The 19,051-nt window shown below is 59.6% G+C and carries 17 protein-coding genes; 8 read left to right on the top strand and 9 right to left on the bottom strand.

From position 1 onward, the window contains the following. Positions 1-216 precede the first annotated feature (216 nt). Positions 217-984, bottom strand: a complete 768-nt coding sequence (gene rlmB, locus B5F88_RS09860) for a 23S rRNA (guanosine(2251)-2'-O)-methyltransferase RlmB (protein ID WP_087345150.1) — start codon at positions 982-984, stop codon at positions 217-219. 239 nt (positions 985-1,223) lie between these two features. Between rlmB and ftsH the strand changes: the two genes are divergently transcribed. After that, positions 1,224-3,386 (top strand): ATP-dependent zinc metalloprotease FtsH, encoded by a 2,163-nt coding sequence (ftsH, locus tag B5F88_RS09865; protein ID WP_087345153.1) that lies wholly within the window; start codon positions 1,224-1,226, stop codon positions 3,384-3,386. A 50-nt stretch (positions 3,387-3,436) separates the two neighbouring features. Here the strand turns inward: ftsH and atpC are convergent, their stop codons facing one another. The 8 genes from atpC to B5F88_RS09905 are packed head-to-tail and all read right to left on the bottom strand — an operon-like array spanning position 3,437 to position 9,637. Further along, positions 3,437-3,841: an ATP synthase F1 subunit epsilon gene (gene atpC / locus B5F88_RS09870; RefSeq protein ID WP_087345156.1), complete on the bottom strand. Its 405-nt coding sequence runs from the start codon at positions 3,839-3,841 to the stop codon at positions 3,437-3,439. Further along, a complete protein-coding gene (gene atpD / locus B5F88_RS09875) occupies positions 3,842-5,236 on the bottom strand; it encodes a F0F1 ATP synthase subunit beta (protein WP_087345159.1) in 1,395 nt (464 codons plus the stop codon). Between the two features lie 37 nt (positions 5,237-5,273). Beyond that, entirely contained in the window at positions 5,274-6,155 is an 882-nt protein-coding gene (atpG, locus tag B5F88_RS09880; protein WP_087345162.1) for an ATP synthase F1 subunit gamma, read from the bottom strand. Next, on the bottom strand, positions 6,143-7,663 hold the full coding sequence (gene atpA, locus B5F88_RS09885) for a F0F1 ATP synthase subunit alpha (RefSeq protein ID WP_087345165.1): 1,521 nt from the start codon (positions 7,661-7,663) through the stop codon (positions 6,143-6,145). The genes atpG and atpA overlap by 13 nt, the downstream gene beginning before the upstream one ends. Further along, entirely contained in the window at positions 7,660-8,184 is a 525-nt protein-coding gene (atpH, locus tag B5F88_RS09890; RefSeq protein WP_087345168.1) for an ATP synthase F1 subunit delta, read from the bottom strand. Before atpH ends, atpA begins: the two co-directional genes overlap by 4 nt. Next, positions 8,181-8,669, bottom strand: coding sequence for a F0F1 ATP synthase subunit B (gene atpF / locus B5F88_RS09895; RefSeq protein ID WP_087345171.1), 489 nt, complete (start codon positions 8,667-8,669; stop codon positions 8,181-8,183). Before atpF ends, atpH begins: the two co-directional genes overlap by 4 nt. A 14-nt stretch (positions 8,670-8,683) precedes the next feature. Beyond that, positions 8,684-8,902, bottom strand: a complete 219-nt coding sequence (atpE, locus tag B5F88_RS09900) for an ATP synthase F0 subunit C (protein WP_207754525.1) — start codon at positions 8,900-8,902, stop codon at positions 8,684-8,686. A 30-nt stretch (positions 8,903-8,932) separates the two neighbouring features. Continuing rightward, the gene (locus tag B5F88_RS09905) at positions 8,933-9,637 is read right to left on the bottom strand and encodes a F0F1 ATP synthase subunit A (RefSeq protein ID WP_087345174.1); all 705 of its coding nucleotides are present in this window, start codon (positions 9,635-9,637) and stop codon (positions 8,933-8,935) included. 153 nt (positions 9,638-9,790) lie between these two features. Between B5F88_RS09905 and B5F88_RS09910 the strand changes: the two genes are divergently transcribed. The 7 genes from B5F88_RS09910 to B5F88_RS09940 all read left to right on the top strand — a co-directional run bounded on the left by B5F88_RS09910 (position 9,791) and on the right by B5F88_RS09940 (position 19,044). Continuing rightward, entirely contained in the window at positions 9,791-11,407 is a 1,617-nt protein-coding gene (locus tag B5F88_RS09910; RefSeq protein WP_087345176.1) for a sensor histidine kinase, read from the top strand. A gap of 6 nt (positions 11,408-11,413) precedes the next feature. Then, complete coding sequence (locus tag B5F88_RS09915) at positions 11,414-12,082, top strand: response regulator (protein WP_087345181.1); 669 nt, start codon at positions 11,414-11,416, stop codon at positions 12,080-12,082. Between the two features lie 240 nt (positions 12,083-12,322). Next, positions 12,323-13,132, top strand: coding sequence for a hypothetical protein (locus tag B5F88_RS09920; protein WP_087345185.1), 810 nt, complete (start codon positions 12,323-12,325; stop codon positions 13,130-13,132). Beyond that, positions 13,125-14,756 (top strand): 23S rRNA (uracil(1939)-C(5))-methyltransferase RlmD, encoded by a 1,632-nt coding sequence (gene rlmD, locus B5F88_RS09925; protein ID WP_087345188.1) that lies wholly within the window; start codon positions 13,125-13,127, stop codon positions 14,754-14,756. Before B5F88_RS09920 ends, rlmD begins: the two co-directional genes overlap by 8 nt. A 185-nt stretch (positions 14,757-14,941) precedes the next feature. Beyond that, positions 14,942-16,561, top strand: a complete 1,620-nt coding sequence (locus tag B5F88_RS09930) for a class I SAM-dependent DNA methyltransferase (protein WP_087345190.1) — start codon at positions 14,942-14,944, stop codon at positions 16,559-16,561. Beyond that, entirely contained in the window at positions 16,548-17,672 is a 1,125-nt protein-coding gene (locus B5F88_RS09935) for a restriction endonuclease subunit S (protein WP_087345193.1), read from the top strand. The genes B5F88_RS09930 and B5F88_RS09935 overlap by 14 nt, the downstream gene beginning before the upstream one ends. Further along, a complete protein-coding gene (locus B5F88_RS09940; RefSeq protein WP_087345196.1) occupies positions 17,665-19,044 on the top strand; it encodes a hypothetical protein in 1,380 nt (459 codons plus the stop codon). The genes B5F88_RS09935 and B5F88_RS09940 overlap by 8 nt, the downstream gene beginning before the upstream one ends. Positions 19,045-19,051: the final 7 nt, after the last annotated feature.

Consider the following 19,051-nt stretch of genomic DNA (forward strand, 5'->3'; position numbering starts at 1 on the left):
AGCGGGGCGGGCACCGGCCGGCCCCCGCCCCGCTTGGGCACAATGGGGAAGGGGATGGTGTCCTCCTTGACCGTTTTCCGTCTGTTTCCGCTGCCAAACTCCGCCAGAATGGACTCCAGGGAAAACTCCTCTCCGTCGGGCAGGTCGGTATTCAGTTCATCGTCCCGGTCTTTGGCCATGGGAGAGAGCTCCTTTATCTCAGGTATGGATGACGGGTCAGCCCATGCGCTGGCGCACCGCCTCGTAGAGCAGGATCGCCGCCGCGGCGCTGGCGTTGAGGGAGTTGAGCTTGCCCTTCATGGGGATGCGCACCAGGAAGTCGCAGGTCTCGCTGACCAGCCGGCCCATGCCGTCCCCCTCGCTGCCGATGACAATGGCGGCGGGGCCCTTCAGGTCGGCGTCGTACAGCAGCCGGTCCCCGTCTGCGGCGGTGCCGAACACCCACACTCCCTCGTCCTTCAGCTCCTTGAGCAGGGCGGGCAGGTTGGGCACCCGGGCCACGGGGATGTGGCTCACCGCGCCGGCGGAGGTCTTGGCCACCACCGCCGTCAGCCCGGCGGAGCGGCGCTTGGGGATAATGACCCCGTGGGCTCCGGCGCACTCGGCGGTGCGGAGCACCGCCCCCAGGTTGTGGGGGTCGGAGAGCTCGTCGCACACCACGATCAGCGGCGGCTCTCCCTTCTCCCGGGCGGCGTTCAGGATGTCGTCCACGCTGGCGTACTCCCGCACGGCGGCCTGGGCGATGACCCCCTGATGGGAGTGGGTGCGGCTCATAAAATCCAGCTTCCGCCGGTCGCACTCCACCACCACCACGCCCTTGTCCCGGGCGGCGGCGGCAATGTGGCCCAGGGTGGCGTCGGTCTCACCCCGGGCCAGGAAAATCTTGTCGATGGGGGTGCCGGCCCGGAGGGCCTCGGTCACCGCGTTGCGCCCCTCGATGAGTCCGTCCGCCTCGGCCTGGGGCATGGGTCTGCGCTCCTTCATGCTGCTGTCCCGCCTTTCTGATTCATAATCATCAGTATACCACAACCCGCCCCGCATAAAAAGCCAAATCTGCTTCTTTTGCGCAAAAAGAACCGCTGTCCTCCTATGGGATTTTCATAGAAAGTTTACAGCTTTCCCCTCCTGTGTTTCTTGTTTTTTCGGGTGGGCTGTGCTATAACTATAGATACTTTGTATCTTTCGCATTGAGTAAGAACTCCAACCGGAGGAGGAACCATCACTTGAATTCAGACAATCAGAACAACAACCGGGGGAAAGGCGGCGGCAACAACCGCCGCAACGCCACCGCCATTATCTCCATTATCCTGTGGGCCCTGGTGCTTACCGTGCTGGTGAATTACGCCACCTCCATGGCCCGCTCCGCCAACTCGGTGGAGATCACCTACAGCCAGTTTTTGCAGCTGGTGGAGGACGATATGGTCAAGTCGGTGGTAATGGAGTCCAGCAAGTACACCATTACCCTGAAAGACGGCGTCTCCCTGGACAAAAACGGAAACGTGGTAAGCTCCGGCGCCACGGACGCCGGCACTTCCTCGGAGGATGAGCCGGGCAGCTCCCTGGGCCTGCCCCCGCTGGAGAGCTGGGGCAGCCAGTCCCAGACCGTTACCTACTTCTGCGCCCCCGTGTCCCAGGCGGGCCTGCGGGACGACGAGCTCATCCCCCTGCTCAAGGAGCACGACGTGGCCTTCGGCCCGGAGTATGTGGAGCAGCTCTCCCCCGTCATCACGCTGCTCATCTCCTACGTGCTGCCAGTGGTCATCATGGTGGCCCTGTTCTCCTTCCTGTTCCGCGGCATGGCGGGCAAGATGGGGGGCGGCCTGGGCAACCTGGGCAAGTCCAACGCCAAGGTGTACGTGGAGAAAAAGACTGGGGTCACCTTCAAGGACGTGGCCGGTCAGGACGAGGCCAAGGAGTCCCTGGTGGAGATCATCGACTTTCTCCACAATCCCCAAAAGTATACCGAAATCGGCGCCAAGCTGCCCAAGGGCGCCCTGCTGGTGGGACCGCCGGGCACCGGCAAAACCCTGCTGGCCAAGGCGGTGGCGGGCGAGGCCAACGTGCCCTTCTTCTCCATCTCCGGCTCGGACTTTGTGGAGATGTTCGTGGGCATGGGCGCCGCCCGTGTGAGAGACCTGTTCAAGGAGGCCAACAAGATGGCCCCCTGCATTGTGTTCATCGATGAGATCGACACCATCGGCAAATCCCGGGACAACCGCATGGGCGGCAACGACGAGCGGGAGCAGACCCTGAACCAGCTGCTGGCCGAGATGGACGGCTTCGACCCCACCAAGGGCGTCATCCTGCTGGCCGCCACCAACCGGCCGGAGGTGCTGGACCAGGCTCTGCTGCGGCCCGGCCGGTTTGACCGGCGGATCATCGTGGACCGGCCCAACCTGGCCGGCCGTCTGGCCACCCTCCAGGTCCACACCCGGAACATCCGTCTGGCGGAGGACGTGGACCTGAAGAAGATCGCCATTGCCACCGCCGGCACCGTGGGCGCGGATCTGGCCAACTTGGTAAACGAGGCCGCCCTGCGGGCGGTGCGCCTGGGCCGCAAGGCGGTGAACCAGGAGGACCTGCTGGTGTCCTTCGAGCTGGTGATCGCCGGCTCGGAGAAGAAGGGCAGCGTCCTCACCGAGTTTGAGAAAAAGCTGGTGGCCTACCACGAGGTGGGCCACGCCATGGTGGCCTACAAGCAGAAGAACACCGAGCCGGTGCAGAAGATTACCATTGTCCCCCACACCCAGGGCTCTCTGGGCTACACCCTGCTGATGCCCGAGGAGGACAAGACCGATCTGCGCACCAAGGACGAGCTGCTGGCCAAGATCATGGTATCCATGGGCGGCCGGGCCGCCGAGGAAGTGGTGCTCAACACCATGACCAACGGCGCGGCCCAGGACATCCAGGACGCCACCAGCGTGGCCCGGAGCATGGTGGTACTCTACGGCATGAGCGACCAGTTCGGCATGATGGCCCTGGCCTCCCGCCGCAACCAGTACCTGGACGGCGGCTACGGCATGGACTGCGCCCAGGACACCGCCGCGGCGGTGGACCAGGCGGTGAAAGAGCTGCTGACCCAGTGCTATAACCAGGCCGTCCAGGTCATCCGGGAGAACCGGGAGGACATGGACAAGGTGGTGGCCTACCTGCTGGAAAAGGAGACCATCACCGGCGCGGAGATGGTGGCCATTCTGGAGGGCCGGGACCCCGCCACGGCGGACAACTACCCCGACCCGGACAAGAAGGAGCCCCAGCAGCCCGCCCCGGCGGAGCAGCCGGAGGAGGCCCCCGCTCAGGATGCCATCCCTCTGGGAGAGGGACCGGCCCCCGTCCAGCAGCAGGAGGAGGAACAGCCCCCCGCCGACCAGCCCCCCACGGAATAAACAACACCAAGAACCCCGGCAGATCAGCAGATCTGCCGGGGTTTTTTCGCTCAGCGCCGGGTTTTCAGCCGGGCCATGGCTCTGGCCAGGGCGGCCTTGGAGTGGTAATACTCGTGGATGCTCTGCTTCTGGCGCAGGCGCTCCTCTGCCCGCTCCTTGGCGGCCTGGGCCCGCTTGCGGTCGATCTCCTCCGGGTGCTCGGCGAAGCCCACCAGCAGGATCACGTAGTCCGGCTTGATCTCGGCAAAGCCGGCCCCCACGGCGGCGGGCTCCCACTTGTCCTCGGTCTTGTACCGCAGCTGGCCGGGCTCGATGGCAGTGACCACCGGCTCATGGCCGGGGTAGATCCCCATTTCCCCGTCCACCGCCGGGAGGACCAGGGCTTGGGCGGGGCCGATGTAGAACTGCCGCTCGGGGGTGATGATCTCCAGAGTAAAGGTGCCGGTTCCGGCCATTTACACCGCCCCCATCTTCTTGGCCTTGGCGATAACCTCGTCCACGTTGCCCACGTTGCTGAAGGCGGCCTCGGGGTATTTGTCCAGCTCGCCGCCCAGGATGGTCTCGAAGGAGCGGAGGGTATCCTCCAGCTTCACATAGCGGCCCTCCAGACCGGTGAACTGCTCGGCCACCGAGAAGGGCTGGGAGAAGAACTGCTGGATGCGGCGGGAGCGCTCCACGGTGCGGCGGTCCTCCTCGCTCAGCTCCTCCATGCCCAGGATGGCGATGATATCCTGCAGCTCCCGGTAGCGCTGGAGCAGCTCCTGGGTGCCCCGGGCGATCTTGTAGTGCCGCTCCCCCACCACGTCGGGCTCCAGGATCCGGGAGGTGGACTCCAGGGGGTCCACCGCCGGATAGATGCCCTGCTCCACGATCTTGCGGGAGAGGACGGTGGTGGCGTCCAGGTGGGCGAAGGTAGTGGCGGGGGCGGGGTCGGTCAGGTCGTCGGCGGGGACGTACACCGCCTGAACGGAGGTGATGGACCCGTCCTTGGTGGAGGTGATGCGCTCCTGAAGGGCGCCCATCTCGTTGGCCAGGGTGGGCTGATAGCCCACGGCGGAGGGCATCCGGCCCATCAGGGCGGACACCTCGGAACCGGCCTGGACGTAACGGAAGATGTTGTCGATGAAGAGCAGCACGTTCTGCTTCTCCTGGTCCCGGAAGTACTCGGCCATGGTCAGGCCGGTGAGGGCCACCCGCATCCGGGCTCCGGGGGGCTCGTTCATCTGGCCGAAGATCAGAGCGGTCTTTTCAATGACGCCGGACTCGGTCATCTCCCGCCACAGATCGTTGCCCTCCCGGGTGCGCTCCCCCACGCCGGTGAAGATGGAGTAGCCGCCGTGCTCGGTGGCGATGTTGTGGATGAGCTCCTGGATGAGCACCGTCTTGCCCACCCCGGCGCCGCCGAACAGGCCGATCTTGCCGCCCTTGGCGTAGGGGGCCAGCAGGTCGATGACCTTGATGCCGGTTTCAAAGATGTCCACCACGGGGCGCTGGTTCTCAAACGTGGGGGGCTGGCGGTGGATGGACCAGGTCTCCCCGGTGTTGACCGGGCCCTTTTCGTCGATGGCGTCCCCCAGCACGTTGAACATGCGCCCCAGCACGCCGTCGCCCACGGGGACGGAGATGGGTGCGCCGGTGGCGGTCACCTCCATGCCCCGGCCCAGCCCCTCGCTGGGGGAGAGCATGATGCAGCGCACCGTGTCGCCGCCGGTGTGCTGGGCCACCTCCATGACCTGGCGCTTGCCGTCCAGCCGGACCTCCAGGGCCTCCTTGATCTCCGGCAGCACGCCGCCGGGAAAGGCCACGTCTACCACAGGTCCCATGACCTGTACAATGGTTCCTTGATTCATACGATCTAATCCCCTTTCGGGTCCTCCTGCACTTCTATTACAATGCGGCCTGAGCGCCGCCCACCACCTCGGTGATCTCCTGGGTGATGGCGGCCTGCCGGGCGCGGTTATAGGACAGATTCAGATTCTGCAGCATGCTGCGGGCGTTGTCGCTGGAGGACTTCATGGCGGTCATCCGGGCGTTCTGCTCCGAACAGTAGGACTCCACCAGGGCCCCGAACAGGTCGCCCTTCAGATACCCGGGCACCAGCCGGTCCATAACCGCCTTGACGGAGGGCACATAGGTCACCTCCCGGTTATATTTGTCCCGGTTCTCCTCATATTCCGGAAACACGTCCGGGTCCAGCGGCAGCAGCTTGTGGACGGTGGGCTCCATCTGGAAGGAGGTCACCATCTTGGTGAAGAGGACGTACACCTCGTCCAGCTGCCGGTTCAGGTAGAGGTCGAGCACCAGCTCCGCCATGTCCCGGGCCCGGCTGACCGTGGGGTCCTGGGCGGTGTAGAGGAACTCCACGTCAATGGAGATGCCGTGCTCCTGGAAGTAGGACCGGCCCACCTGCCCCACCACAAACAGGCTGGGATTGGCCGTCTTGGCCAGCTTCCCCTCCGCCAGCTTCAGAATGTTGTGGTTGTAGGCCCCCGCCAGGCCCTTGTCCCCCGTCACCACAATGTACCCTATCTTCCGCTTCTCCGACGGAATCTCCGGCCGCTTGTCGAAAAAGGGGTGGTGGATCTGGGGGGAGTGGTGGAGGATATCGGAGATGGTGGTCTCGATCTTCTGGAAATAGGGCTCCACATCGTTGAGCTGCTTGCGGGCCTTCCGCAGGTTGGAGGAGGAGATCAGATACATGGCGTTGGTGATCTTCAGGGTCTGCTCCACGCTCTTGATGTGGGTGCGGATCTCTTTTATGCTTGCCATGTGGCGCTCACCCGCTTTTTGGCGTCCTCCAGCACCGAGCGGATGGTCTCGATGGCGGGGCCGCTCAGGTTGCCGGTAGACTGGATCTCATCAGTCACGTCGGCGTGCTCGTTCTCCATCTCCTGGGCCACGTCCAGCAGGAACTGCCGCACCTTGTCCAGGGGCACGTCGTCCACCAGGCCGTTGGTGGCGGCGTACAGGATGATGGCCTGCCGGCTCACCGGCATGGGGTGGTACAGGGGCTGCTTCAGCAGCTCCAGCAGCCGCCGGCCGTGGTCCAGGGTCTGCTGGGTGGCGGAGTCCAGGTCGGAGGCGAACTGGGTGAATACCTCCAGCTCCCGGAACCGGGCCAGGTCGATGCGCAGGGTACCGGCGGTCTTTTTGATGGCCCGGGTCTGGGCGGAGCCGCCCACACGGGACACCGACAGGCCCACGTTGACGGCGGGCCGCTGGCCGGAGAAGAACAGGTCGCTCTCCAGGTAGATCTGGCCGTCGGTGATGGAGATGACGTTGGTGGGAATGTAGGCCGACACATCGCCGGCCTGGGTCTCGATGATGGGCAGGGCGGTCATGGAGCCGCCGCCGTACTCACGGGTCAAACGGCAGGCCCGCTCCAGCAGCCGGGAGTGGAGGTAGAACACGTCGCCGGGGTAGGCCTCACGGCCGGGGGACCGCTTGAGCAGCAGGGACAGGGTCCGGTAGGCCACCGCATGCTTGCTCAGGTCGTCGTACACAATGAGCACATCCCTGCCCTTGCTCATAAAGTACTCGCCCATGGCGGCGCCGGAGTAGGGGGCGATGTACTGCAGAGGGGCGGACTCGCTGGCGGTGGAGGACACGATGATGGAGTAGTCCATGGCGCCGTGCTTTTTCAGGGTGTCCTGGATGCGGGCCACGGTGGAGGCCTTCTGGCCGATGGCCACATAGATGCAGATGACATCCTGCCCCTTCTGGTTCAGGATGGTGTCCACGGCGATGGCGGTCTTGCCGGTCTGCCGGTCGCCGATGATGAGCTCCCGCTGGCCCCGGCCGATGGGCACCATGGCGTCGATGGCCAGGATCCCGGTCTGCAGGGGGACGTTTACCGGCTCCCGGCTGACCACGCCGCTGGCCTCATGCTCGATGGGGCGGGTCTCGGTGGCCGCAATGGGGCCCAGGCCGTCGATGGGCTGGCCCAGCACGTTGACCACCCGGCCCACCAGGCCGTCGCCCACGGGCACGTCGGCGGCCCGGCCGGTGCGCCTGACCACGGTGCCCTCCTTCACGCCGGCGTCGCTGCCCAGCAGCACCACGCCCACGCTGTCCCGGGCCAGGTTCATCACCATGCCCTTCACGCCGGTGTCCAGCTCCACCAGCTCGCCGTACACCGCCTTGTCCAGGCCGTAGACGGTGGCGATGCCGTCGCCCACCTCCAGCACGGTGCCGGTCTCGTCCCGCCGCACGCGGGTATCGTATCCCTGGATCTCCTCCTTCAGGATGGAGACGATCTCTTCGGGGTTCTGTTTCATGCCATTCGCCTCTCTTCCAGTTGCCGGGTCAGGCCGGCCAGCGCCCCGCGGACGCTCTTGTCATATCTCACGCCCTCAATCTCCAGCGTGAAGCCACCCAGCAGGGACGGGTCGGTGCGGATCTCAAAGACCACGTCCCTCTTATGGTGGAGCCGGCACAGGGCCTGCTTCAGCTTCTCCAGCTCGCCCTGCTCCGGCGGGCGGACGCAGGTGAGGCGGCACCGGGCCGCCCCCCGCTGGGCCAGGGCCTGATCACGATAGGCCTCCAGAATCTCGGGCAGCAGAGCCATGCGGCCCTTCTCCGCCAGCAGGCGGTAAAAGTTCAGCAGCAGGCCGTGGCCGTCCAGCAGGGGCAGGCGGGTCAGCACCCGGTCCTTCTCCCAGGCCTGGACGGCGGGGGAACACAGGCTCTCCCACAGGGGAGCGTTGTCCATGATGGCCCGGGCGGTGTCCTCCAGGGTCTTTTCATCGGGGGAGACGGCATAGAGGGCCGCGGCGTAACGGCGGGCCAGCTCGCTCATGCCTGCTCACCCACTTCCGCCAGGAAGGAATCCACCAGGACCTTGTCGCTCTCCCCGTCCATGGCCTGCTGGGCCACCTTGGCGGCGGCCAGCAGGGCCAGGGAGGCCACCTCGTTCCGGGCTCCCTGCAGCATGTTTTCCCGCTCGGAGGCGATCTGGGCCTCCGCCTCGCTCCGCAGCCGCTTGGCGTCGGCCTCGGCCTGGGCCAGCTTGCTCTCGTACACCCGCTGGGCCCTGGTCTGGGCGTCGGCCACAAGCTTGGCCGCCTCCTGCCGGGCGTCGGTCAGCTTGTCCTCATACCGGGCCTTCAGCTCCCCGGCCTGGCGTCTGTCCGCCTCGGCGGAGGAGAGCTGGTTCTGCACCAGGGCGGCCCGCTGCTCCAGCACGGCGTTGACCCGGCCGAACAGGAGCTTTCTCAGGATGAAGTAGAGCACCAGCAGATTGAGGACGGTAAACACAATGGTGGAAAGATGGAACTCCAGCATCGGGGGCGCCCCCTTTAACCGACGAAGATGATGAGCAGCGCGGTGATGAAGCCGAAGATGGCGGTACCTTCCGCCAGGGCGCAGCCCAGCAGCAACGCGCTGTTGATCTTGCCGGAGGCCTCGGGCTGGCGGGCGATGGCCTCGCTGGCCTTGCCGGTGGCGAAGCCGATTCCGATCCCGGCGCCGATGCCGGTGAACACTGCGACAGCAGCAGCAATGATAGCCATAGACATGATAATTTCCTCCTGTAAATTCAGTATGTTTTACGCTTCTTCCTCTTTGATGCCCTCGCCGGTGAACAGGGTGGTGAGGAACACAAAGACGACGGTTTGAATGAGCCCGTCAAACAGGTCAAAATAGAGGCTGAACACCGCCGGTAAAATAACCGGCGCCACAAACTTGAGCATCTCCATGATGATGAAGGCGCCCAGCACATTGCCGAACAGACGCATGCACAGCGCCAGGGGCCGGACGGCCACCTCCATCAGGTTGATGGGCAGCAGCAGGGGCATGGGCTCGGCAAACTTTTTCAGCCCGCCCAGCAGCCCGTTGTAGCGGAACTGGGCGCCGTAGATGAGCAGCATACTCATCAGGGCCAGGGCCGCGGTCACGCTGATGTCCTTGGTGGGGGGCGTCAGGCCGAAGATGCCGATGATATTGGCAAAGCCGATGTACAGCGCCACTGTCCCCAGCCAGGGGGCGAAGGGCTTCCAGTGGCTGCCGATATTGGTTTTGACAAAGCCGTTGAGAAACTGCACGGCGCTCTCCAGCGCCACCTGCGCCTTGCCGGGGGCGTCCACGCTCAGGTTCCGGGTCAGCAGCAGGGCGGCTATCAGCAGCACCGCCATCACAATCCACGTCACCACCACCGACTCCGCCACGGGAATCCCGCCAAACAGCGGAATGGTGAACGCGGTGTGGGTCCCCAGCTCCTCCACCAGGGTTTCCTTGAATGCATCCAAACACATCACCTCGTTTTCGCGTGGCCTATCTTACTCCCCCGCCCGCCATTTCGTAACCCTTTCGTAAGTAAAAAAACTATCGAAAATGGGCCGCCCCTCCTGTTTGACAGTCCCCCCGATTTTCCCTATACTAAGGTGGATGAAAAGGAGGCGCGCGCCATGTATACCCAGGCCAGAACGTCCATCCGGGCCCAGCTGATGCGGCTGAGCCTGATCATTGTGGCCGTATCCATCGCCCTGGCCCTGAGCGGGACCATGTACCTGGCCCTGCGGGGCGAGCAGGAGGCGCTGGACAGCAATCTGCTCAACTCCGCCTCCATCCTCTCCCAGGTGCCTCTGGTGCGGCAGGCCCTGCAGGGGGAGCTGCCGGCGGACCAGCTGGCCGACTATCTGGACGCCACCACGGAGCAGACCTCGGACATCGACCTGATCCTGGTGGGCGACATCCACTCCACCCTGCTCTATGTGCCCGACCGGGCCCTGATCGGCACCACCTACTCGGGCACCGCCCAAACCGGCGTTCTCTCCGGCAGCAGCCCCTACACCTCCAACGAGACCGGGCCCATGGGCTCCGACCACTCGGCCTACGCCCCGGTGCGGGACGAGCAGGGCAACGTGATCGGCTTTGTCATCGTGGGGGTGTACTTCCGCAGCATGGCCCTGGTGGCGGTGGGTACGGTGACCCGTATGCTGCTGGTGGGTCTGGCGGCGGCGGTGCTGGGCTCCCTGTTGGCCCTGCGCCTGTCCCGGCGTATCAAGCAGTCCCTGTTGGGCTATGAGCCCGATATCTTTGCCCGCCAGTTCCACCAGCGGGAGGACATTCTGGACGCCCTGGAGGAGGGCATCCTGGCCATCGACGGGGAGAAAACAGTGATCTTCCTCAACGCCTCGGCTGCGGAGATGCTCTCCCTGGACCGCCGGGCCATTTTGGGCCGCCCCCTCCATGAGGTCTATCCCCGCTCCACCCTGGACCGGGTGCTGGAGACCGGGCAGGCGGAGTACAACGTGAGCATGACCTCCCTGCGGGACATCCGGGTGCTGTCCGACCGCCTGCCCCTGTATGAAAACGGCAGGCTGGCAGGGGCGGTGAGCATTTTCCGCAACCGCACCGAGCTGACCCGGATGGCGGACAACCTCACCGGTGTAAGCCATATGGTGGAGGCCATGCGGGCCTACACCCACGAATTTATGAACAAGCTCCACGTGATTCTGGGTCTGCTCCAGATCGGGGAGCCGGAGAAGGCCCAGCAGTACATCATGGACACCACCCAGACCCAGCAGGTGGCGGTGAGCCGGATCATGAACCAGATCCACCAGCCCTCGGTGGCGGCGCTGCTGGTGGGAAAGACCAGCCGGGCCAACGAGCTGGGCATCCGCCTGCGGCTGGACCGGGAGAGCAGCCTCAGCGAGGAGAGCCCCTGGCTGCCGCCGGACGCCTACGTCACCGTGCTGGGCAACCTGATTGAAAACGCCATCGAGGTCCTCAACCAGTCCCGGGGCAGCACCAAGGAGATCTCGGTCAGCATCCGGGAGAGCGAGGAGAGCCTGCTGCTCTGCGTGGAGGACACCGGCCCCGGCATCCCCGCCGCCCTCCGCCGCACCCTGTTCCAGCGGGGCATCTCCACCAAGGGCCGGGAGCGGGGCACCGGCCTGGCCCTGGTCCAGGAGGTGGTGGAGGCCTACCACGGGGAGATCCGGGTGGAATCGGAGAGCGGCGTGGGCACGTCGTTCTTTCTCAGCTTTTGCCGGGGGGAGCCCCCGGCCGTCAAGGAGTGATGCTTTGTGTACCGTGTCGTGATCGTGGAGGACGACCCTATGGTTTGCCTACTGGACCGCACCTTTGCGGAAAAGGATTCCCGCTTCCGGGTGGTCCAGACCTTTCAGGACGGCCGGGCCGCCCTGGAGTGGCTGACCCAGAACCCCGCCGACCTGCTGGTGCTGGACGTGTACATGCCCCTGCTCACCGGCGTGGAGCTGCTCCACGCCCTCCGGGCCCAGTCCATTCCGGTGGACGCCATCATGGTCACCGCCGCCAACAGCACGGCCATGGTGGACGAGCTGCTGAAGCTGGGGGTGGTGGACTATCTGGTCAAGCCCTTTACCGTGGAGCGCTTTCAGCAGGCGCTGGACACCTTCTGCCGGCACCGGGAGGCGGTGGCGGGAGAGGCGGTGAGCCAGGACGAGCTGGACAAGCTCTTCGCCCCGCCCGAGTCGGGGGACCACAGCGCGCCCAAGGGCCTTCAGGAGAACACCCTCAAGCTCATCCGGGCCTGCCTCCAGACCGCCCCGGACCAGGGGCTGCCCAGCGAGGCCATCTCCCGGCAAACCGGCCTGTCGGTGGTCACGATCCGGCGCTACGTCAACTACCTGGTGGAGCGGGGGGAGGCGGCCAGCACCGTCAACTACGACACTGGCGGCCGGCCCTGCCGGCTGTACCGGCTGCAGAGCTGACAGCCCCGGAACCCTGGCCAAACCGGATGGCAGGCTCCTGAAGATTTCTGACAAAAATGTGCCGTTTCTCCCATTCTGGTAGAGAAACGGCACTTTTTTCGCCAAAAACCCGGAGACAAATCGTCACAAATCCTTACAAATTCCGTTTTTCCATTTACGCGGGGCCCCTTCAATGGTAAAATGAACATGCGGGCCGGAACAATCCGGCTCTCCATCCCGTCCCATGAAAAGGAGTTTCCTATGAAAAGAAACAAGCTTTTGTCCGGACTTCTGGCCGGAGCGCTGGCCCTGACCCTGGCCGCCTGCGCACAGCCCGATCCGCTTCCGTCCGGCTCTTCTCTGCCCCAGTCCACCCCCACTCCCTCCGCCGCTCCCAGCGCCCCGGTGGAGAGCGCCGCCGACGCCCTGCCGGTGTGGGGCGAGCAGACCTTTGCCCGTACCTTTACCGCCGGGGACGAGACCACGGTGCTGTCGGTGGAGTACACCCTGCCCATGGTCCAGAACACCGATACCTGCTCTGCAGGCTCGGCTATCAACGACTGGTACAAGGATCTGGGCTCCTCCCTGCTGGTGGGGGCGGAGGACAACTATGAGGCCGCCGTCTCCGACTACGAGGTGTCCAAAACCGCCGGCTACACCTTTACCCCCACGGTGGAGCGGATGGACTATGAAGTGACCTACATGGACAACATCGTGTACAGCGTCCGCCGCCAGTGGCAGGTGAGCGGCGGCATGCCCTACTCCAGCACCTTCCAGCTGGCCGAGCACTTTGACGCCCGCACCGGCATCAAGCTGGGCTTTGCCGACCTGTTCTCCGACGCCGACACGGTGCAGAAGCGGGTGGTGGCCGCCTTCCTGGAGCAGGAGGAGATCGTGGCCGGGCAATTTACCGAGGCCCAGATCATCGCCGTCTACCAGCCGGAAAACTTCTACCTCACCAAGGAGGGCTACACCTTCTTCCTCCAGGGCAACGACCTGCCCGCCCTTCACAGCCCGGTGGAGGTCACCCTCTCCTATGACGCGCTGAAGGATGTGAGCCTCCATGGCTAAGCTGACCGAACAGCAGATTCACCGGCTGACCATCGAGGGCTACGCCAGCGACGGCTCCGGCGTGGCCCGGCTGGAGGGCATGGTGGTTTTTGTCCAGGGCGGCATCCGGGGAGAGGTGTGCGACGTGCGCCTGACCCACGTGGGCCGCACCGCCCTGTGGGGGCGGGTGCATGAGGTGATCACCCCCTCCCCCGCCCGGGTGGTCCCCGACTGCCCCCACTACGGCAGATGCGGCGGCTGCCAGTTCCGGCACATGGACTACGCCCAGGAGCTGGAGGCCAAGCACACCCGGGTGTACGACGCCCTCACCCGGCTGGGCGGGGTGGAGCATCTGGAGCTGCCGCCGGTGCTGGGCTCTCCCAAGGTGGACCGCTACCGGAACAAGGCCCAGTTCCCCGTGTCCAGAGGGCCCCGCATCGGGTTTTACCAGAACCGCACCCACCGGGTGGTGGACGTGCCCGACTGCCTGCTCCAGAGCCAGGCCGCCGGGCGGCTGCGCCAGGCGGTGAAGGAGTGGATGACCGCCTGGAGTGTGCCCGCCTACGACGAAAAGAGCCGCCTGGGGCTGGTGCGCCACCTGTATGTGCGCACCAACCGCCGGGGGGAGAGCCTGTGCTGCCTGCTGGTCAACGGCCGGGGGATACCCCGGGAGCATGAGCTGGTAGCCGCCCTGCGCTCCGCCGAGCCCGGCCTCACCGGAGTGGTGCTGGGGATCAACCAGAGCCACAGCAATGTGATTCTGGGGGAGAGCTACCGCACGTTATGGGGGCAGGATTTCCTGTCCGACCGGCTGTGCGGCTCCTCCTTTCAGCTGTCCGTCCCCTCCTTCTACCAGGTCAACCCCGACCAGGCGGAGGTGCTGTACAGCAAGGCCCTGGAGTTTGCCCAGCTGACCCGGGAGGACACCGCCCTGGACCTGTACTGCGGCATCGGCACCATCTCCCTGGTGCTGGCCCGGCAGGCGGGAATGGTGTGGGGGGCCGAGGTGGTGCCCCAGGCGGTGGACGACGCGGTGGAAAACGCCCGGCGCAACGGGGTGACCAACGCCCGTTTTCTGTGCGGCGACGCGGGTGAGGCCGCCCGCCGCCTGGACAGCCAGGGCGTCCGCCCCGGCGTGATCTGCGTGGACCCGCCCCGAAAGGGCCTGGCGGAGGAGGTGGTGGACATTGTGTCCGCCATGGCTCCCCGGCGGGTGGTATACGTCTCCTGCGACCCGGGCACTCTGGGCCGGGACGTGAAGCGCTTTGCCGGCCACGGCTATGTCCTCACCCAGGCGGCGGCGGTGGATCTCTTCCCCCGCACCGCCCACGTGGAGACGGTTGTCTTGCTTTCCAAGGGAGAAATCGACTCGAAGAAAGTGCGTGTGGAGTTTTCTCTGGAGGACATGGATATGTCCGGGTTCCAGAAGGGTGCGACCTATGAGCAGATCAAAGCGTATGTGCTGAAACATACTGGCTTGAAGGTATCTTCTCTGTACATCTCCCAGGTCAAGCGGAAATGTGGGCTGGATGTTGGGCAGAACTATAATCTGTCGAAGAAGGAAGATGCCAAAGTGCCGCAGTGCCCGCCGGAAAAGGAAGCGGCGATTATGGAGGCACTGAAGCATTTTCAAATGCTTGAATAGGGATCGTTTCTTGATTAAAGACCAACTGCTATGATGGCGGTCGGTCTTTAATTCAAGCCTGTATTGCTAGTAAAATAGTATGATTTTAGAATTGTTTGCGATTGATTCCCTTTGTTGACGGTCGCGCTCATCTAGGGTACAATTATACTGGGTTGTTATAATAAGTTGAAATGAGGTATTAGACTATGGCTAAGGCCACTAAAAAAGATAAAGAGATAACTTTGGAAACAGTTCTGTGGAACTGCCGCGTGGCCTTACGTGGTGTTGGTAGCATGGAGAAGAACAGGGATGCCGTGATTGGGTTGGCATTTTTGAAATTTGCTGGAGATAAATTCGACAAACGCCGTGCGGAGCTTTTAGCACAGTATGGCGATATTCCCGTGTTTCTAGAGAAGCCTTCTTTCTATAATGCGGTAAATGTATTTTATCTAAAAGATACAGCGCGTTGGTCCTACATTGTCAAGAATGCGGGGGCAAATGATATTGCCGTGATTTTGGATCAGGCAATGGCTGATATTGAGGAAGCCAACCCTTCTCTGAAAGGAGCGTTGCTGCAAAATTTCTATGCGACTTTAGGTGCCCCTAAGGAAAAAACGAAAGCATTGATCGATGAGGTTAATAAAATCTCAGAGACTCGATTTCATGAAGAAGATCTTATCGGTCGCGTTTATGAGTATTTTTTGCAGATTTATGCTGCCAGTGGCACCAAGGAAGATGGCGAATTCTATACGCCCGCTTGTGTGGTAAAGCTGATCGCAGAAATGATTGAGCCATTTAGCGGAACAGTCTATGATCCCTGTTGTGGTTCCGGCGGAATGTTTGTGCAATCGCATAAATTTATCGAACGCCATCAAGGGAATCGAACCAACATTTCTGTTATTGGTCAAGAAAGCGTACCGGACACCTGGCGACTCTGTAAGATGAATTTGGCGATTCGAGGAATTTCACATGATTTAGGCGAAAAGAACGCTTCTACATTTACGGACGATCAACACAAAGATCGAAAATTTGATTTTATCATGGCAAATCCACCCTTTAATCTCAAAGGGTGGCGTGGCGAAGATGAATTGTTAGACGATCCCCGGTGGGATGGTTATGTAGTTCCTCGTGTTTCCAATGCAAACTACGCTTGGATTCTTCATATTATTTCTAAATTGGATGTTAATCATGGTATCGCTGGTTTTCTGTTGGCAAATGGTGCATTAAACGATCCGGACGAATATGAGAATCGAAAACGTCTGTTAATGAACGATAAGATAGAAGCAATTATTGTCTTGCCGCGTGATATGTTTTACACTACCGATATTTCGGTGACGCTCTGGCTTGTGAACATGAATAAGAGAGCGAGGACCGTGAACGGCAGGCAGGTTCGTGACCGTAGCGGTGAAGTGCTCTTTGTGGATTTGCGCCGGTGGGACAGTAATGTTGAGGAAATAGTCATCGACAAGGGCAAGAAAAAGAAGAAGACGGTTCTGACCGACGAGCAAATAGCAGAAGTTAAGCGCGTCTATAATAGCTGGCAGTCCGTGGACACAACGCTTTATCAGGATGTGCCAGAATTCTGTAAGTCGGTCAAAGTACTGAAGAAAGACAAGGCCAGCCCGGAAGATGTTTCCATCGAGGATAAGGACTGGTCCTTGGCGCCCAGCAAGTATATCGAATTTATTGATCATGATCTGGACATCGACTACAAAAAAGAAATGGCTCGAATTCAGGATGAAATGCGTCTGCTGATGGCTTCAGAAGAACTCTCACAGTCCATGCTGAAAGATGCCTTCAGGGGGATTGGATATGGGATTAACTAAACTTGGCTTATACATAGAACAGTCTGATTTTAGGAACGCAGATTCCTTATATGGAGCAGATTCTGTAGTAGGTTTGTCTACGCAAAAACAGATTATAAATACAAAAGCGGACTTAGCTGGTGTTAATTTGTCTTCATATAAATTAATGCCACCGAAAGCATTTGCATATGTGCCGGACACATCGCGACGCGGTGATAAAGTATCATTGGCATATAATACATCGAATGAAACATACCTTGTTTCATCTATTTCCGTTGTGTTTTTTGTCCGCGATAATAGTGACTTGCTACCAGACTATCTCTATATGTATTTTAATCGCCCTGAGTTTGATCGGTATGCCCGTTACAATTCTTGGGGTTCTGCTCGAGAGACTTTCTCTTGGGAGGAAATGTGTGATATTGACATTGATCTTCCAGATATTGCTATACAGCAAAAATATGTTGACATCTACAATGCCATGCTGGAAAATCAGCGCTGCTATGAAAGTGCACTGGAGGATTTGAAATTAGTCTGTGATGCCTACATTGAAGAACTAAATAAAGATTACCAAAGTGTCACTATCGGACAATTTATTTTTCAGAGGGATCTGAGAAATGACGGTTCTTTAGGCGTATCCTCTGTTAGAGGAATTTCTACAGGCAAAGAATTTATTAATACAAAAGCTGATATGGAAGGAGTAGGACTTAATAATTATAAAGTTGTTGCTCCAGGTCAATTTGCATATGTTCCAGATACGTCAAGACGAGGAGATAAAATATCGTTAGCGTTGAATGCCTCAGAAAATACTTATCTGGTTTCCTCTATCTCGATTGTTTTTGACACACAAAAAGATGTACTTTTGCCTGAGTATCTGATGCTCTTCTTTGGGCGAAGTGAATTTGACCGTTATGCTCGCTTCCACTCATGGGGAAGCGCCAGAGAAACATTTGATTGGTCTGAAATGTGTGATGTTCAAATTCCCATTCCAGATATCAAAATTCAGCAGTATATTGTTAATATTTATACTGCCTATCTATTGCGCAAGGAAATTGACGAACAGCTTAAAGTGCAAGTCAAGAATGTATGCCCGATCCTAATTAAAGGTTCATTGGAGGAGGCTGAGAATGGATAAAATATCTGAAATCACAAGACGAGATATTGTAGATATTATTAAAAACGGTTTTTCAGTTGAACTAGATGAAGAGGAATATGATAGCAGTTCCGGAGAATATATTACCGAATGTACAGTGATAATGCCATATTCTGGACGGCTTGATACACTCGGATTTTTATCTAGGCTTTACAATTTGAAAGAATTGCCATCCCATGACAGTCGATACAGAACTGCATATGACGATATCAATTGTCATCTCAGATGGGGAGACTATGAAGAAGAGTGTTGGTTTTTTGAGGACGAGCGATTCAACTTACGTCCAGGCGATGGCGATGAGACATTACTACGGTTCATGTGTGAAATGCTTCATCCGGCAGTAAGAAATGAGAAAGCTCCATGGAAACAGTATCTCAAAAAATTTAATGATTTACTTCGAGTTGACGGCTATGAGTTGTATCCCGCACAGCACATATCAGGTCGTGATGTCTATGGAGCACGAGAATATGTTGAGCCGGACAGACCTTTGCTTCCGGAGAATTTGTTTTCAGAAAGATACAAAGACTTGATTGATTATGGACATGGTCAGTCGGTTGATAATATTAGCAATCATGTTGATTATAAGGCTAAGAAACACATTTGCAGCATTATGACAGATTTTGCAGAACCAATATTGTATCGTCCCAATCGATATGACAACTGGACAGAAAAAACGGATGCACTAAATGTTGCAGTCAACCGCTTAAATGAGTTCATGGATATTCCTGTAATTAATTTGCGCGGAGCTATGTTTTCTCCTTGTCCTGTATCGGAATTATTAGCCAATTATTTTACGCCGTTTATTTTTGATGTAGTCGAATTTCAATATGATGAACTATCTGCGGGAGAAAAGGGACCATTTCAAGAAGCCATTAACGCTGCTTTTCAGAAAGATAATCTTTCCTTTCGCTTAACAGATCGTGGTTTGGTTGAGCAGTTGGCCCAACACGAAGTCTTATCGCCAGAAATCATAATGCTAAGTGAACAGATTAAGGAACCTGGCCTGAAAGAACTATTTGACCTCGCCGTAGAAAACCATATGCAACCCAATTTACAAGCGCATAAAGATGCAGTTGAAAAGTTGTGGGATGTGCTGGAACGTTTAAAGACATACTATACAGATATAGACAAGAAGAAGTCGATAGAAAAGATCGTTCAGAGTATGTCTAATGGACAAGACGCCTATGAGTCGCTATTCAACGCCGAGTTCAAAGCTCTTACAGATATCGGAAATCATTTTCGAATTAGGCACCATGAAACCAATCGAGTAGATATTACCGATGTTCGTTATTACGATTACTTTTTTAATCGTTGCTTGTCATTGATTGCTCTGGCAATCCAATATCTGCAGTAAGGAGGTT

It is taken from the genome of Flavonifractor sp. An306 (assembly GCF_002159455.1).
In the GTDB taxonomy this organism is placed as follows: domain Bacteria; phylum Bacillota; class Clostridia; order Oscillospirales; family Oscillospiraceae; genus Flavonifractor.

Coding starts and splice junctions, on each gene's coding strand:
- rlmB (WP_087345150.1), bottom strand. CDS start 984: ATGAAGGAGCGCAGACCCATGCCCCAGGCCGAGGCGGACGGACTCATC.
- atpC (WP_087345156.1), bottom strand. CDS start 3,841: ATGGCCGGAACCGGCACCTTTACTCTGGAGATCATCACCCCCGAGCGG.
- atpD (WP_087345159.1), bottom strand. CDS start 5,236: ATGAATCAAGGAACCATTGTACAGGTCATGGGACCTGTGGTAGACGTG.
- atpG (WP_087345162.1), bottom strand. CDS start 6,155: ATGGCAAGCATAAAAGAGATCCGCACCCACATCAAGAGCGTGGAGCAG.
- atpA (WP_087345165.1), bottom strand. CDS start 7,663: ATGAAACAGAACCCCGAAGAGATCGTCTCCATCCTGAAGGAGGAGATC.
- atpH (WP_087345168.1), bottom strand. CDS start 8,184: ATGAGCGAGCTGGCCCGCCGTTACGCCGCGGCCCTCTATGCCGTCTCC.
- atpF (WP_087345171.1), bottom strand. CDS start 8,669: ATGCTGGAGTTCCATCTTTCCACCATTGTGTTTACCGTCCTCAATCTG.
- atpE (WP_207754525.1), bottom strand. CDS start 8,902: ATGTCTATGGCTATCATTGCTGCTGCTGTCGCAGTGTTCACCGGCATC.
- B5F88_RS09905 (WP_087345174.1), bottom strand. CDS start 9,637: ATGTGTTTGGATGCATTCAAGGAAACCCTGGTGGAGGAGCTGGGGACC.
- B5F88_RS09910 (WP_087345176.1), top strand. CDS start 9,791: ATGTATACCCAGGCCAGAACGTCCATCCGGGCCCAGCTGATGCGGCTG.
- B5F88_RS09920 (WP_087345185.1), top strand. CDS start 12,323: ATGAAAAGAAACAAGCTTTTGTCCGGACTTCTGGCCGGAGCGCTGGCC.
- rlmD (WP_087345188.1), top strand. CDS start 13,125: ATGGCTAAGCTGACCGAACAGCAGATTCACCGGCTGACCATCGAGGGC.
- B5F88_RS09930 (WP_087345190.1), top strand. CDS start 14,942: ATGGCTAAGGCCACTAAAAAAGATAAAGAGATAACTTTGGAAACAGTT.
- B5F88_RS09935 (WP_087345193.1), top strand. CDS start 16,548: ATGGGATTAACTAAACTTGGCTTATACATAGAACAGTCTGATTTTAGG.
- B5F88_RS09940 (WP_087345196.1), top strand. CDS start 17,665: ATGGATAAAATATCTGAAATCACAAGACGAGATATTGTAGATATTATT.